At 72.5% G+C, this 13,562-nt stretch carries 13 protein-coding genes; 6 read left to right on the forward strand and 7 right to left on the reverse strand.

All coding sequences use genetic code 11. The features are described from left to right. Position 1: 1 nt before the first annotated feature. Positions 2–754 carry a GntR family transcriptional regulator gene (locus ABIB37_RS03935; protein ID WP_354256957.1) on the forward strand — a complete coding sequence of 251 codons (753 nt, stop codon included), beginning with the start codon at positions 2–4 and terminating at the stop codon, positions 752–754. Between the two features lie 37 nt (positions 755–791). Here the strand turns inward: ABIB37_RS03935 and ABIB37_RS03940 are convergent, their stop codons facing one another. The 3 genes from ABIB37_RS03940 to ald form a co-directional block, all read right to left on the reverse strand. After that, positions 792–2,312 carry an NAD-dependent succinate-semialdehyde dehydrogenase gene (locus ABIB37_RS03940; protein WP_354256959.1) on the reverse strand — a complete coding sequence of 507 codons (1,521 nt, stop codon included), beginning with the start codon at positions 2,310–2,312 and terminating at the stop codon, positions 792–794. Then, a complete protein-coding gene (locus ABIB37_RS03945) occupies positions 2,309–3,598 on the reverse strand; it encodes an aminotransferase family protein (protein ID WP_354256962.1) in 1,290 nt (429 codons plus the stop codon). The genes ABIB37_RS03940 and ABIB37_RS03945 overlap by 4 nt, the downstream gene beginning before the upstream one ends. A 124-nt stretch (positions 3,599–3,722) precedes the next feature. Beyond that, on the reverse strand, positions 3,723–4,820 hold the full coding sequence (gene ald, locus ABIB37_RS03950) for an alanine dehydrogenase (RefSeq protein ID WP_354256964.1): 1,098 nt from the start codon (positions 4,818–4,820) through the stop codon (positions 3,723–3,725). A gap of 155 nt (positions 4,821–4,975) precedes the next feature. Between ald and ABIB37_RS03955 the strand changes: the two genes are divergently transcribed. Continuing rightward, a complete protein-coding gene (locus ABIB37_RS03955) occupies positions 4,976–5,458 on the forward strand; it encodes an Lrp/AsnC family transcriptional regulator (RefSeq protein WP_123696868.1) in 483 nt (160 codons plus the stop codon). Positions 5,459–5,902: 444 nt separating this feature from the next. Here ABIB37_RS03955 and ABIB37_RS03960 read toward each other — a convergent pair whose 3' ends face one another. Then, complete coding sequence (locus ABIB37_RS03960) at positions 5,903–6,604, reverse strand: GntR family transcriptional regulator (RefSeq protein ID WP_148058704.1); 702 nt, start codon at positions 6,602–6,604, stop codon at positions 5,903–5,905. Between the two features lie 78 nt (positions 6,605–6,682). Then, the gene (locus ABIB37_RS03965; RefSeq protein WP_354256967.1) at positions 6,683–7,711 is read right to left on the reverse strand and encodes a cation diffusion facilitator family transporter; all 1,029 of its coding nucleotides are present in this window, start codon (positions 7,709–7,711) and stop codon (positions 6,683–6,685) included. Positions 7,712–7,827: 116 nt separating this feature from the next. Here ABIB37_RS03965 and ABIB37_RS03970 point away from each other — a divergent pair, with 116 nt between their 5' ends. From ABIB37_RS03970 to rox, 4 genes are all read left to right on the forward strand, one after another. Then, positions 7,828–8,190 (forward strand): ArsR/SmtB family transcription factor, encoded by a 363-nt coding sequence (locus tag ABIB37_RS03970; RefSeq protein WP_354256970.1) that lies wholly within the window; start codon positions 7,828–7,830, stop codon positions 8,188–8,190. Then, positions 8,183–9,397 (forward strand): MFS transporter, encoded by a 1,215-nt coding sequence (locus ABIB37_RS03975; RefSeq protein WP_354256973.1) that lies wholly within the window; start codon positions 8,183–8,185, stop codon positions 9,395–9,397. The genes ABIB37_RS03970 and ABIB37_RS03975 overlap by 8 nt, the downstream gene beginning before the upstream one ends. A gap of 91 nt (positions 9,398–9,488) precedes the next feature. Then, positions 9,489–10,142 carry a hypothetical protein gene (locus ABIB37_RS03980; protein WP_354256975.1) on the forward strand — a complete coding sequence of 218 codons (654 nt, stop codon included), beginning with the start codon at positions 9,489–9,491 and terminating at the stop codon, positions 10,140–10,142. A 143-nt stretch (positions 10,143–10,285) separates the two neighbouring features. Next, complete coding sequence (rox, locus tag ABIB37_RS03985; protein WP_354256977.1) at positions 10,286–11,740, forward strand: rifampin monooxygenase; 1,455 nt, start codon at positions 10,286–10,288, stop codon at positions 11,738–11,740. A 115-nt stretch (positions 11,741–11,855) separates the two neighbouring features. Here rox and ABIB37_RS03990 read toward each other — a convergent pair whose 3' ends face one another. Both ABIB37_RS03990 and ABIB37_RS03995 read right to left on the reverse strand, forming a co-directional pair. Beyond that, positions 11,856–12,428, reverse strand: a complete 573-nt coding sequence (locus ABIB37_RS03990) for a hypothetical protein (protein WP_354256979.1) — start codon at positions 12,426–12,428, stop codon at positions 11,856–11,858. Positions 12,429–12,576: 148 nt separating this feature from the next. Then, entirely contained in the window at positions 12,577–13,557 is a 981-nt protein-coding gene (locus tag ABIB37_RS03995; RefSeq protein ID WP_354256981.1) for an NAD-dependent epimerase/dehydratase family protein, read from the reverse strand. Between the last annotated feature and the right edge of the window lie 5 nt (positions 13,558–13,562).

Raw genomic sequence — 13,562 nt, forward strand, 5'->3', positions numbered from 1 at the left:
GATGGACGGTGCACGGACGACGAGCGGCGCAGCCCCCGAGCGGCAGAGCGCCGCGGCGCCCGAGCGAGCGCTCGTGCCGCTCGCGCTGCAGCGCACGAGCGCCGCCGAGCAGGCCGCCGACCACCTCACTGCGCTCATCCTCGACGGCACACTGGGGCCGGGTGAGCGCCTCCGCGAGAGCGCGCTCGCCGAGAGCCTCGGCATCTCGCGCAACTCGGTGCGCGAGGGCATCCGGCTCCTCGAGCAGGGCCGGCTCGTGCGCTACGAGATGCATCGCGGTGCCGTGGTCGTGACGCCCTCGATCGACGAGCTCGACGACCTGTTCCGCACCCGGCTGCACCTCGAGACGCTCGCCGTGGGCGCCGAGCGCACGCCCGAGCGCGTCAAGGCCCTCGAGGGCGCGTTCGAGGCGCTCGTGGCGGCCGCCGGCACGAGCCAGGCGCGCGAGATCGTCGTCGCCGACATGGCCTTCCACGCCGCGATCGTCGACGGCCTCGGCAGCGCGCGGCTCAGCGCGTTCTTCGCGTCGCTCACGACCGAGCTCGGCTACTACCTGCTGATCCTGTCGCACACCGACGACGAGCCGGGGCACGTCGACGAGGCGGTGCTCGCGCACCACCGGCGCCTGCTCGACACCGCGCTGTCGGGCGACGTCGAGGGCGCACGGGCCGCGCTCGCCGAGCACCTGCACGAGAACCACCAGCGCATCCGCCAGATCCTGGCAGCGGGCGGCGCCGGCGGCGCCGGCCGCTGACCCCGGGGTCACCCTCGGGGTCAGCGCGCGAGCCGCGCTAGGCGCCGCGACGGCCAAGGTTGTAGAACCGGATCTCCTGGTACTCCTCGAGGCCCTCACCGCTGCCCTCTCGGCCGAGGCCCGACGCCTTCACGCCGCCGAAGGGCGCGGCGACGTTCGAGACGATGCCCTGGTTGATGCCCACCATGCCCGCGTCGAGCTGGTCGGCGATGTTCAGGGCGCGGTCGATGTCCTGCGAGAAGACGTAGCTCGCGAGGCCGAACGGCGTGCTGTTGGCGCGCTCGATGGCCTCGTGCTCGCTCTCGAAGCGCGCCATCGCGGCCACCGGTCCGAAGATCTCGGTGTTCGCGATCTCGGCGTCGTCCGACACGCGGTCGAGCACGGTGGCCTCGAAGAAGTGGCCGTCGCCCTCCGGTGCTGCGCCACCGGTGCGCAGGTCGGCACCCTTCGCGACGGCGTCGTCGACGAGCCGCGAGAAGCTCGACACCGCACGATCGTCGATCACGGGACCGAGCGTGACGCCCTCCGCGAGGCCGTTGCCGAGCACCGCCTGGCGCATCCGCTCGGTGAAGCCCTCGACGAACGCGTCGGCGATGCCGCTCTGCACGAGGATGCGGTTGGCGGCGACGCACGACTGCCCGCCGTTGCGGAGCTTGGCCACGACCGCGCCCTCCACGGCTCGCTCGAGGTCGGCGTCGTCGAAGACGAGCAGCGGGGCGTTGCCGCCGAGCTCCATCGAGCTCTTGATGACGTGCTTCGCCGCCTGCCCGAGCAGCACGCTGCCGACGCCGGTCGAACCGGTGAACGACACCTTGCGCACGCGCGCGTCGGCCATGAGCGCCTTGCTGAAGCCCGACGCATCCGTCGTCGTGACGACCTGCACGAGCTCTGCCGGCACGCCCGCCTCGACGAAGATCTCGGCGACCACCAGCGTGGTGAGCGGCGTGAGCGCGGCCGGCTTCACGACGGCGCCGCAGCCGACGGCGATCGCCGGGGCGATCTTGCGCGTCGCCATCGCCATGGGGAAGTTCCACGGCGTGATGAGCAGCGTCGTGCCGATCGGCGCGCGAGTGGTGAGGATCGTCGAGCCGCCGGCGGGGTTCTCGCGGTAGTTGCCCGCGGGCCGGAGCGCCTCCTCGGCGTACCAGCGCACGTAGTCCGCGGCGTACTGCACCTCGCCGTAGGCCTCCGCGAGCGGCTTGCCCATCTCGCGCGTGATGACGCGGGCGAGGCGATCCTTCTGCTCGATGATGAGGCCGTAGGCGCGGTGGAGCACGTCAGAGCGCTGGCGGGCGGTCGTGCGCGCCCACGCCTTGCCGGCCGCATCCGCGCGGGCGAGCGCGACGAGCGCGTCGTCGATCGAGTGGTCCGCGGGCGTCGCGATCACCCGGCCCGTGGCGGGGTCGTGCACCTCGAACGTTTCGGTGGTGCCGAGCTCGAGGCGGTCGAGCACCACGCTCGCGATCGCGGCGTCGGAGCGCTCGCGCTCCTGCTGCGCGACGTCGCGCGCGACGGCTGCGGAGCGCTCGATGAGCTGCTGGTCGTCGCGGGCGCTCATCGGGCCACCGCCAGGCTGTCGGCCTTCGCCTCGGCGGCGACGACGTCGAGCGCCGAGACCGTCGCGGCGACGATGCCGCGCAGCTCGTCGTCGGTCGTCGTGAACGGCGGGCTGATCTGCACGACGTTGCCGCGCAGCGGCCGCGCGATCCAGCCCTCGTCGACCATCGCATCCGTCACGCGCTCCGCCGAGAGCTCCGGGCGCAGCTGGATGCCGCCGAGGAGGCCCGCGACGCGCGTCTCCTCGATGCGGTCGTCGCCCGCGAGCGCGTCGAGCTCGGCGTGCAGCACGCCCTCGAGGTGCAGCACGCGGTCGAGCAGGCCCTCCCGCTCGATGATCTCGATGTTCTTGAGCGCGAGCGCCGCCGACGTCGCGTGCCCGGAGTAGGTCGTGCCGTGCCGGTAGATCGGCGCGCCCGTGCGGTAGAAGGGCGACCACACCTCGGGCGCGACGATGATGCCGCCGACTGCGGAGTAGCCGGACGAGATGCCCTTGGCCATCGCGATGATGTGCGGGCGGATGCCGTAGCGCTGGGCTGCGAACCAGTGGCCCGTGCGGCCGAAGCCGGTGATGACCTCGTCGAGGATGAGCAGGATGTCGTGCTCGTCGGCGATCTGCTGCAGGCCCTCGAGGTAGCCCGGCGCCGGCGGGATGACGCCGCCCGTGCCCTGGACCGGCTCGGCGATGATCGCGGCGATGCGGTGCGGGCCGATCTCGGCGACCGTCCTGCGCACCTGCTCGATGTCGTGGGTGTCGAAGCGCGCCGTGTCGGGCACGAGCGAGTCGGTGCCGTAACCCTCGCGGTTGAAGTCGAGGCCGGCGACGCTCGTGCCGTAGGCGTGCAGCCCGTGGTACGCGAGGTCGCGGCTCAGGATCATCGTCTTCTCGGGGCGACCCTGCAGCTGCCAGTAGCGGCGCGCGAGCTTGAGCGCGACGTCGATCGAGTCGGAGCCGCCGCTGTTGAGGATGATCTTCGCGTCGGCGATCGGCGAGAGGGACGCGACCTTCTCGGCGAGCTCGACCGCGCGGTCGTTGAGGTAGCGGCCGAAGACGTGGTACGTCTCGAGCGTGCGCATCTGCTGCGCCGCGGCCTCCGCCATCTCCTCCCGGCCGTGGCCGATGTTGGCGTGCCAGAGGCCCGCGGTGCCGTCGAAGAGGCGCTGGCCGTCGGTGGTGAAGACGTAGTTGCCCGCGCCGCGCGCGATGACGAGCTGGCGCCCGAGCACGGACGGCATGTGCGCCTGCGCGCTCCAGAGGGCGGACCCCGTGTTGGCTGGTGTGGTCACGGCAGAGCTCCTTCGACGATGGCCAGCACCCTGCGGTGCGCGGATCCTCTGATTGTAGGGCAATACTACGATGCGCGGAAGGGCAGGCGTGGAGCCTGCCCTCCCGCGCGTGCGAAGGCGCGGATCAGGCCGCGAGGTCGAGGCCGAACGCGCGCGCGACACCGGCGTGCGTGACCGAGCCGGAGCGCGTGTTGAGCCCGAGTCGCAGCGCGGGGTCGGCCTCCGTCGCCGCCTCCCAGCCGCGGTCGGCGACCTCGACCACGTAGGGCAGCGTCGCATTCGTGAGCGCGCGCGTCGACGTCTCGGGCACCGCGCCGGGCATGTTCGCGACGCAGTAGAAGACGGCGTCGTGCACGGCGAAGGTCGGCGCGTCGTGCGTCGTCGGGCGCGAGCCCTCGAAGCAGCCGCCCTGGTCGATGGCGATGTCGACGAGCACGGCACCGGGGCGCATGGTCGAGACCATCTCGTCGGTCACGAGCTTCGGCGCCGCGGCGCCCGGGATGAGCACCGAGCCGATCACGAGGTCGGCGTTTGCGACAGCCTCCGCGATCGCGAGCCGCGTCGAGGCGAGCGTGCGGATCGAGGTGCCGTAGCGCATCTGCAGCTCCTTGAGGCGGGGCAGCGAGCGGTCGATGACGGTGACGGATGCGCCGAGGCCGATGGCGTTCGCAGCCGCGTGCTCGCCCGCGACACCGCCGCCGATGACGACGACCTCCGCGGGCGGGGCGCCGGCGACGCCGCCCATGAGCGTCCCGCGGCCGCCGCTGGCGCGCAGCAGCGAGTGAGCGCCGACCGCGATCGACAGGCGACCGGCGACCTCGCTCATCGGCGAGAGCAGCGGCAGCGAGCGGTCGGCCAGCTGGACCGTCTCGTAGGCGATCGCCGGCGTGCCTGCCGCGACGAGCGCATCCGTCAGCGGTCGGTCGGCCGCGAGGTGCAGGTAGGTCATGAGCGTCTGGTCGGCGCGCAGGTACCCGTACTCCGAGGCGATCGGCTCCTTGACCTTGACGAGCAGGTCGGTGTCGCCCCACACGGTCGCCGCGTCGTCGACGACGGTCGCACCTGCGGCCCGGTAGGCGTCGTCGGTGATGCGCGAGCCCTCGCCGGCGCCGGCCTGCACGAGCACGGTGTGGCCGCGGTCGGTCAGGGCGTCGACGCCCGCGGGAGTGATGCCGACGCGGTGCTCGTTGTTCTTGATCTCGGTGGGGATGCCGATGCGCATGGGAGCTCCTCTGCTGCGGTGGTGCGATCGTTCTGGGAAGTGCCATCATCTTGGGGGCCTGTTCGGGCGAGTCGGCTCTTCTTCGCAGATCCTTCGGCAGATCCCGCCTATGCTGGCGTCGGTCGCACATCGCGCCGGAAGCAGGAGGCACGCGGATGCAGGATCTTCGGGAGCGCATGCTCGACCCGATCGACAGCACGCTCATCGGCGAGCTCGCGCGGGATGCGCGCGCGACGAACGCGCAGCTCGCGGCGCGAGCGGGCGTGGCGCCGTCGACCGCCCACGCGCGGCTGCGCGCGCTCGAGGGCCGCGGCATCGTGCGCGGCTACCACGCGAGCATCGACCAGGCGGCGCTCGGGCGCGGCCTGCAGGCGATGATCGGCGTCACGCTCCGGCCCGGCTCCCGGCAGGAGAGCATCGAGCGGTTCGCGGCCGAGGTGGGCGCGCTGCCGCAGGTGATCCAGCTCTTCTTCGTCGGCGGCGTCGACGACTACCTCGTGCACGTCGCGGTCGAGGACTCGTCGGAGCTGCGCGCCGTCGTGGTGCAGCACCTCTCGGCGCAGCACAGCGTCGCCTCGACGCGCACGAGCGTCATCTTCGCCTACCAGCGCAACGCGCTCGCGGCCCCCTTCGACTGACGGGCCCTCCGCTCGTCGAGTAGCAGCCGGCGAAGCCCGCCGCGTATCGAGACGACCCGCCCCTCGCCCACGCTCGTCGAGTAGCAGCCGGCGAAGCCGGCCGCGTATCGAGACGACCCGGCGACCGCCCCACATTGGTCTCGATACGGGCCGGCTCCGCCGTCCTACTCGACCAGCAAGAAAGCTGCTCGTCGAGTAGCAGCCGAAGGCCGCGTATCGAGACGAACCGAGCTGGCGTGACCCCGTGGTCTCGATACGGGCCGGCTCCGCCGTCCTACTCGACCAGCCCTCCCGCTCGTCGAGTAGCAGCCGGCGAAGTCGGCCGCGTATCGAGACGAACCGAGCCGGCGCGACCCCGTGGTCTCGACACGGGCCGGCTTCGCCGTCCTACTCGACCAGCAAGTGGGGCGGCTCCGCCGTCCTACTCGATCAGCGCGGAGAGGGTCAGCCCTCCACGCGACCGTGCCGCAGCGTCTCCTCGTCGTGCGAGTGCAGGTCGAGCTCGTCGATCGACAGGTGCTCGTGCAGCGCGAGGTGCACCGCCTCCATGTCGCCGGAGCGCATGAGCTCGGCGATGTGGACGTGGCTCGCGATGAGGTCGTCATCGGGCTCGCTGTCGCCGAAGTGCAGCATGCAGATGAGCGCCTCGGTCGCGAGGGTCGTGTAGGCCCGGAGCAGCCGCGTGTTCTCGCCGCTGCGCACGAGCTGCGTGTGGAAGGCGAGGTCCGCCCGCCGCAGGCGGTCCCGATCGCCGGATGCCACCGCGGCCGCCATCGGCTCGGTGGCCGCCACCAACGCCTCGGCGATGCGATCGCGCTGCTCGGCCTCCATGCTCGTGATCACCTCGGCCGCCGCGCACTCGATCACCTCGCGCGCCTCCGCCACTTCGGCGATGTCGCGTCGCGTGACCTCCTTGACGAACACGCCGCGGTTCGGGCGGCCCTCGAGCAGCCCTTCCTGGACGAGCCGGTGGAGCGCCTCGCGCACGGGGCCGCGTGAGACCTGCAGCCGTTCGGCGAGCTGCGCCTCGTTGATCTGGTCGCCGGAGACGAACGTGCCCGCGACGATCCCCTCCCGCAGCTGGTCCGCGATGATGACCGCTGTCGAGCGATTCTCGATCGCCGAGAGCGTCTGGACTCCGTTCACACTGCCTCCTGCCGACACGCTGGTGTCATGCCACTGTAGACATTCGGACGATGATATTGCTGTTCGGCGCGGTGCGCGTCACGCATGCAGCGCGTGCTCGTGATGCACGTGCTTCGCCGGCTCGAGCTGCAGCGTGGAGTGGTCGGAGTCGAAGTGCTCCCCGAGGCACGCGTGGAGCTCGTCGAGGATCTCGTGGTAGTCGCGCTGCTCCGCGGTCTCGTCGATGACGACGTGGGCCGAGAGGGCATTGACGCCCGACGTGATCGTCCACGCGTGCAGGTCGTGCACGTCCGTCACGCCCGGCACCGAGAGCAGGTGCTCGCGCGTCTGGTCGAGGTCGACGTCCTTGGGCGTCGCCTCGAGCAGCACGCGCACCACGTCCTTGAGCAGGCTGTAGGCGCGCGGCGCGATGAGCAGCGCGATCGCGAACGAGGCGAGCTGGTCGACGATGTACCAACCCGTGAACAAGATGATGATCGCCGCGATGATCACGGCGACCGAGCCGAGCAGGTCGCCGAGCACCTCGAGGTAGGCGCCGCGGACGTTGAGGCTCTCCTTCTGGCCCGACTGCAGGATGAGCAGCGAGACGAGGTTCGCGACCGCGCCGATGATGGCGGCGATGAGCATCGGACCGGCGGCCACCTCGACCTCGGTGCCGAAGCGCCGGATGCCCTCGACGACGATCACGACGCAGATGACGCCGAGGATGATGCCGTTCGCGAGCGCCGCGAGCACTTCGACGCGCATGAGGCCGAAGGTGCGCTTCGACGTCGCCGGCAGCGCCGCCAGGAGGCTCGCGATGAGCGCGATCGTCACGCCGAGCGCATCCGTGAGCATGTGGCCCGCGTCGGCGAGCAGGGCGAGCGAGTTGGCGATGAACGCGCCGATCACCTGCACGAAGAAGATGGCGAAGGTGATGCAGAGCACGATGACGAGCTTCTTGCGGTGCTTGCCGGTGCCGGTCGAGTGCCCTTCGAGGCCGTGGCTGTGCCCGTGCCCGTGGTCGCCGCCCTCTGCAGCGGGACGCGGCGGGTGCGCCTCGCCGAAGGCATGACCGCGCTCATGGTCGTGATCGTGGCCGTGGTGGTCGTGGGTCTCGCCGCTCATGGAAGCAATGTAGCGCGATTGCAGATTGTTGACAATACGATCATGCAAAGATCTTCGTGCGGCTGCAGGTTGCTGACCGGGTCGCCGTGTGTCACTGTTTGCGTATGAACGCAGATATGCAGTCAGCGGATGAGCAGGTCGAGCTGGCGGTCGAGGTCTTCTCGATGCTTGCCGACGTCACGCGCGTGAAGATCCTGCTGGCGCTGCGCGACGGCGAGCAGTCGGTGGGCGACCTCGCTGCGGCGGTGCGGAAGCCCACTCCCGGCGTCTCGCAGCACCTCGCGAAGCTGCGGCTCGCGCGGATGGTCGTCGCCCGGCACGCCGGCACGCGCGTCTTCTACCGGCTCGCCGACGACCACGCGAGCGAGCTCGTCTCCGTCGCCATGCACCAGGCCGAGCACATGCTGGGCACCGCGCCCGAGCACATCCTCGTCGGCGACGCCACGGGGCGCGATCGCTCGGAGTCCGACCGTGCGTGACGTGCTGCGCAACCCCGCCTACGCGAAGCTCTTCAGCGCGCAGATCGTCGCGCTGCTCGGCACCGGCCTGCTGACCGTCGCGCTCGGGCTGCTCGCGTTCGACCTCGCGGGCGGCGACGCGGGCGTCGTGCTCGGCGTCGCCCTCACGATCAAGATGCTCGCGTACGTCGGTGCGGGCCCGCTGCTCATCGCGGCGACGAGCCGCGTGCCGCGCAAGACGCTGCTCATCGGCGCCGACGTCATCCGGGCCGCGATCGCGCTCATGCTCCCGCTCGTGGGCGAGGTGTGGCAGATCTACGTGCTCATCTTCGTGCTGCAGTGCGCCTCCGCCACGTTCACGCCCGCGTTCCAGGCGGTCATCCCCGAGATCCTGCCCGACGAGCGGCAGTACACGCGCGCCCTGTCGCTCTCGCGGCTCGCCTACGACCTCGAGTCGCTGCTGAGCCCGGCGCTCGCCGCAGCCCTGCTGCTCGTGATGTCGTACTCGAACCTGTTCCTCGGCACGGTCGCTGGCTTCGTGCTCTCGGCGGCGCTCGTGCTCGCGACGCGCTTCCCGGCGATCGAGCTCGAGCGCGGGTCGTCGTTCGCGGAGCGGCTGACGCGCGGCGTGCGGGTGTTCGGGCGGCACGCGGAGCTGCGCGCGCTGCTCGCGCTCAACCTCGCGGTGGCCGCACCGACGGCGATGGTCATCGTGAACACGGTCGTGCTCGTGCAGGAGCGGCTCGGGCGGCCGCAGGCCGATGTCGCGATCCTGCTCGCGGCGTACGGCGCCGGATCGATGCTCGTCGCCCTCTCGCTCCCCCGGATCCTCGACCGCATCGCCGAGCGCACCGTCATGCTGACGGGCGCGGCGGTGGTGGCGATCGGCCTCGGCGGCGTCGCGGCCGGCCTGGCGGGCGAGCCGCCATGGGCGCTGCTGCTGCCGCTCTGGGCGGTGCTCGGCGCTGGCAACGCGGCGATCCTCACCGCGTCGTCGCGGCTCGTGCGCCGCAACGCGTCGACCGAGGAGCGCCCTGCGGCCTTCGCCGCGCAGTTCGCGCTCTCGCACGCGTGCTTCATCATCACCTACCCGCTCGCCGGCATCGTCGGCGCGGCGCTCGGCCTCTCGTGGACCGCGCTGCTGCTCGCGGCGATCGCGGCCATCGCGACGGTCGCGGCCGCGGCGCTCTGGCGCACGCGCTCCCTCGTCCCCTCGCTGGTCGAGTAGCCGACGGAGGAGGCGCATCGAGATCACCTCCTCTCCACAGCCGTCTGCCGCCGCCACTCGCGCCATCGCCGCCTCGCGGCATCCTCCCTGCATGCGCGCGGATGCCACCCACCGGTTCGAGTTCGAGGTCGACGGCGGGCGGCGCCCGTCGTTCGTCTGCCTTGCGCGCACCCGCTCCGAGGCCGAGCACGTCGCACGACACGCGGGCGCGCCGGTGCGCCTGCGCAGCCAGCGACGGGTCGAGCTCGCCGACGGCGATGCCGCCGCCCGCAGCACCGTGCTGCAGCAGGGACTGCTGCGCCACCCGTGGCGCGACGACATGCTGCAGATCGTCGCGGTGCTCGACCACGTCCGGCACAGCTCCGACGCGATGTCGGTCGTGCCGGTCGCATTCCTGCCGCTCGCCGCGATGGCGGCGCGCGGTCTGCGGCCATGCGCGACGCACGAGCTCGTCCTTCCCGGTCGGCTGCACCCGGTCCAGCCGCCGGCGGGAGTGCTCGTCCAGATGATCGAGGACGGCGGCTGGGACCTGCATCTGTGGCAGGAGCGCGAGCGCCCCCGAGAGGGCGACATGCTCGATTGGGAGCGATGCGACTGCGGCGCGCTCGGTCTCGCGTTCCGGGCCGCGACCCCGGTATGGGTGGTGGCGCACAGGGTGCTGTGCACGCTCATGCTCGTGGCCGACCTGCGACCGGGCGAGCTCTCGGCGGCGCCGACCCCGCTCGAGGAGCTGCGCCACGGGTGAGCTTCCACTGGCTCGCGCTGCCCCGCGCTCCCCGGGGCTCCAGGATATCGGCGGGCATGGGCCTTGCCACAAGGCCCTAGGCCACCGCCAGAATGACCCAGCGATCCGGGCCGTCGGCCCGAACGCGCGGCTCGGAGGGCTCGATGCACGACGTCATCATCAGCGGCGGTGGGCCGGCAGGCATGATGCTCGCGAGCGAGCTGCGCCTGCACGGCGTCGACGTGCTCGTGCTCGAGCGCGATGCCGAGCCGAACCCGGCAGTTCGCTCGCTCGGGCTGCACGCGCGCAGCATCGAGATCGTGGACCAGCGCGGGCTGCTCGCGCGCTTCCTCGAGCACGGGCAGCGGTACCCGGGCGTCGGTCGCTTCGCCGGCATCGACACGCCGCCGCCCGCCGACCTCGACACCGAGCACGGATACATCCTCGGCATCCCGCAGCCGGTCACGGATCGGCTGCTCGCCGAGCGCGCCGCCGAGCTGGGCGCGCAGATCCGACGGGGCTCCGAGCTCCGCGCGTTCGAGCAGGATGACGACGGCGTGAGCGTCGAGCTGACCGACGGCGTGTGGCTCCGTGGCCGCTGGCTCGTGGGCTGCGACGGTGGGCGCAGCCTCGTGCGCCGGCTCGCCGGCATCGACTTCCCGGGCGAACCGGCGTCGACCGAGTGGATCCTGGGCGAGGTCGAGGCGACCACGCCGGCCGAGGAGGTCGCGAGGGTCTCGGAGGCGGTGCGGAAGACGCAGCTCGGCTTCGGCATCGGGCCGACCGGCGACGGCATCTTCCGCGTCGTCGTGCCCGCGGCCGCCGTCGCGGAGGACCGGTCCGTGCCGCCGACGCTCGACGAGCTCCGCACGCAGCTGCGCGCATTCGCCGGCACGGACTTCGGCGTGCACTCGCCTCGATCGCTGACGCGCTTCGGCGACGCGACCAGGCTCGCCGACCGCTACCGGGCCGGGCGGGTGCTGCTCGCCGGCGATGCGGCGCACGTGCACCCGCCGCTCGGCGGGCAGGGGCTGAACCTCGGCATCCAGGACGCCTTCAACCTCGGCTGGAAGCTCGCCGCGGAGGTTGCCGGCTGGGCGCCGCACGGGCTGGTCGACACCTACGCCGCCGAGCGGCGCCCCGTCGCCGAGGACGTGCTGACGATCACGCGGGCGCAGAGCGTGCTGCTGTCGACCGAGCCGGGGCCGCAGGCGGTCCGCCGCCTCCTCACCGAGCTGATGGACCTCGACGACGTGCGGCGCCTGCTCGCCGAGCGGATCGCGTCGATCGGCATCCGCTACGACGTCGGCGAGGGCCCCGAGCTGCTCGGCCGTCGCCTGCGCGACATCCGCCTCTCGAGCGGCAGGCTCTTCCAGCTGCAGCGCGATGGGCGCGGGCTGCTGCTCGATCAGACCGGCGCGCTCTCGGTCACAGGATGGTCGGACCGCGTCCATCACGCCGTCGACCGGAGCGACGAGCTCGAGGCGCCCGCGGTGCTGCTGCGGCCAGACGGGCACGTCGCGTGGATCGGCGACAATCAGGAAGACCTGCGGCACCACCTGCTGCGATGGTTCGGCACCGCGTCCGAAGCGGTGATCGACCCGCCTGCGACTCGCTGAGGCTGCTCATCGCGCCGATCGGTGCAGCGTGCTGCTCGAGGACGCCGGGCCCGTGACGAAGAGGACGCGAACGTCAGCTGCGGCGCGCTGCAGGTGGCTGCTCGCGAGGTCGCGGTCAGCGGCGCGGCCGCAGCGCCCCGCCCATCCACCGCCAGGCGCCCGCGCCGGATGCCGCACCGACGCCGACCCCGACGACGGCCGCCACGAGCGCGACGACCGCGATCCCGGTCGCCTCGTCGAGCTCGCGCTGCAGCACGAACGACAGCAGGACGACCACGAGGTTCGTCACGTGGACCGGCACCGCGGCGATCGCGGCGGCCGCGGCCGTGACCCCGAGCGCTCGCCCACCGCCCCACCGGCGCAGCAGCGACCAGCTGAGCGCGATCGCGAGCACGCACAGCACGGCGCCGACCGCCAGGACCGCCACGGTGAGCGGCGTGATGACGGCGGCGATCCCCTCCTGCAGCGGGTCGCCCTGGTCGTATGCGATGACGAGCGGCGCGAAGACCGCGGACATGCCGAGGATGAGCAGCCAGAAGAGCAGCATGACGCCGCCGAGCCCCGTGCCGGCGCCGAGCAGCGCGCCGCTCGCAGCGCCCACGCGGAGGAGGCGACGGCGCTCGACGTCGGGCAGCGGCGGACGCGCAGCAGCGGCGACCGGTTGGCCCTGCGGCGGCGGGAAGCTCATGCGCTGACGGTAGGTCTCGCGGCCTGCGAATCGCCTGCACCGCTGCACACGGGCGCGCCACGAGCGCACGATCTGCGGCGAGCCGAGGACGCGTCGTCCTCGACGTGTGCCCTCCGCCGGGTCTCCTCGTCTGGTGACGAGCAGGGGCTCAGGCGTAGTGCGCGGCCAAGCGGCGGAGGCCCTCGTCGAGCGAGACGGTCGGCGCCCAGTCGAGGTCCCGGCGGGTGTCGCGCTGGTCGAACCAGTGCGCGGTCGAGAGCTGCTCGGCGAGGAAGCGCGTCATCGGCGGCTCGTCGGCGCCGGCTCGCGTTCCCACACCGGGCAACGCCCAGATGCGCTCGACGAGGGAGCCCGCGGCGCGGCCGAGCGACGCCGGCACGCTGACGCGCGGCGGGCGCACCCCGGCGGCGAGGCAGATGCCGGCCAGCAGGTCGGCGACGGGGCGGGGCTCGCCGTTCGTGATGACGTAGGCGTTGCCGTGCGCCGCATCCGCCCGGTGCAGCGCGGCGACGATGCCGGTCGCCGCGTTGTCGACGTAGGTCGTGTCGATGAGCGCCGTACCGCCGTTCAGCAGCGGCAAGCGGCCGCGGCGCGCGCGGTCGACGATGCGCTCGATGAGCTGCGTGTCGCCGGGGCCCCAGACGATGTGTGGCCGAACGGCGACGACGTGCATCGCCACACCGTCGCGCGCGAGGGCGAGCAGCTCGGCCTCTGCCTTCGTGCGGGCGTAGTCGCCACGCGCGTGCTCCGGCGAGGCCGGCTCCGCGCCCACGCCGGTGAGCGACGCGCCAGCGTGCGCCACCGACGGCGACGACACCTGCACGAAGCGCGTCGCGCCTGCACGCTCGGCCGCGTCGAGCAGCGTGCGCGTGCCCTCGACGTTGACCGTCCGGAACTCGCTCGGATCGCCCGCGAGCGACACCTTCGCCGCGAGGTGGACGACGCCCTCGACGCCCTCCATGGCGCGCGCGACGTGGGCCGGGTCGGTGATCGAGCCGAGCGCATCCGTCGCACCGGGAACCGCGGACGGCCGGCGCTGCAGCGTGCGGACCTCGTGGCCGGCTGCGACGAGCTCTGCGGCGACCGCGCGGCCGAGGAAGCCGGAGGCGCCGGTCGCGAGCACGATCACGGCTG

Source organism: Agrococcus sp. UYP10, from assembly GCF_040547205.1.
GTDB lineage: Bacteria > Actinomycetota > Actinomycetes > Actinomycetales > Microbacteriaceae > Agrococcus > Agrococcus jenensis.

Excerpts from the sequence above, each read along its gene's own strand:
- ABIB37_RS03935 (WP_354256957.1), top strand. The coding sequence starts at position 2 with ATGGACGGTGCACGGACGACGAGCGGCGCAGCCCCCGAGCGGCAGAGC.
- ABIB37_RS03940 (WP_354256959.1), bottom strand. The coding sequence starts at position 2,312 with ATGAGCGCCCGCGACGACCAGCAGCTCATCGAGCGCTCCGCAGCCGTC.
- ald (WP_354256964.1), bottom strand. The coding sequence starts at position 4,820 with ATGCGCATCGGCATCCCCACCGAGATCAAGAACAACGAGCACCGCGTC.
- ABIB37_RS03955 (WP_123696868.1), top strand. The coding sequence starts at position 4,976 with ATGCAGGATCTTCGGGAGCGCATGCTCGACCCGATCGACAGCACGCTC.
- ABIB37_RS03965 (WP_354256967.1), bottom strand. The coding sequence starts at position 7,711 with ATGAGCGGCGAGACCCACGACCACCACGGCCACGATCACGACCATGAG.
- ABIB37_RS03970 (WP_354256970.1), top strand. The coding sequence starts at position 7,828 with ATGCAGTCAGCGGATGAGCAGGTCGAGCTGGCGGTCGAGGTCTTCTCG.
- ABIB37_RS03980 (WP_354256975.1), top strand. The coding sequence starts at position 9,489 with ATGCGCGCGGATGCCACCCACCGGTTCGAGTTCGAGGTCGACGGCGGG.
- rox (WP_354256977.1), top strand. The coding sequence starts at position 10,286 with ATGCACGACGTCATCATCAGCGGCGGTGGGCCGGCAGGCATGATGCTC.
- ABIB37_RS03990 (WP_354256979.1), bottom strand. The coding sequence starts at position 12,428 with ATGAGCTTCCCGCCGCCGCAGGGCCAACCGGTCGCCGCTGCTGCGCGT.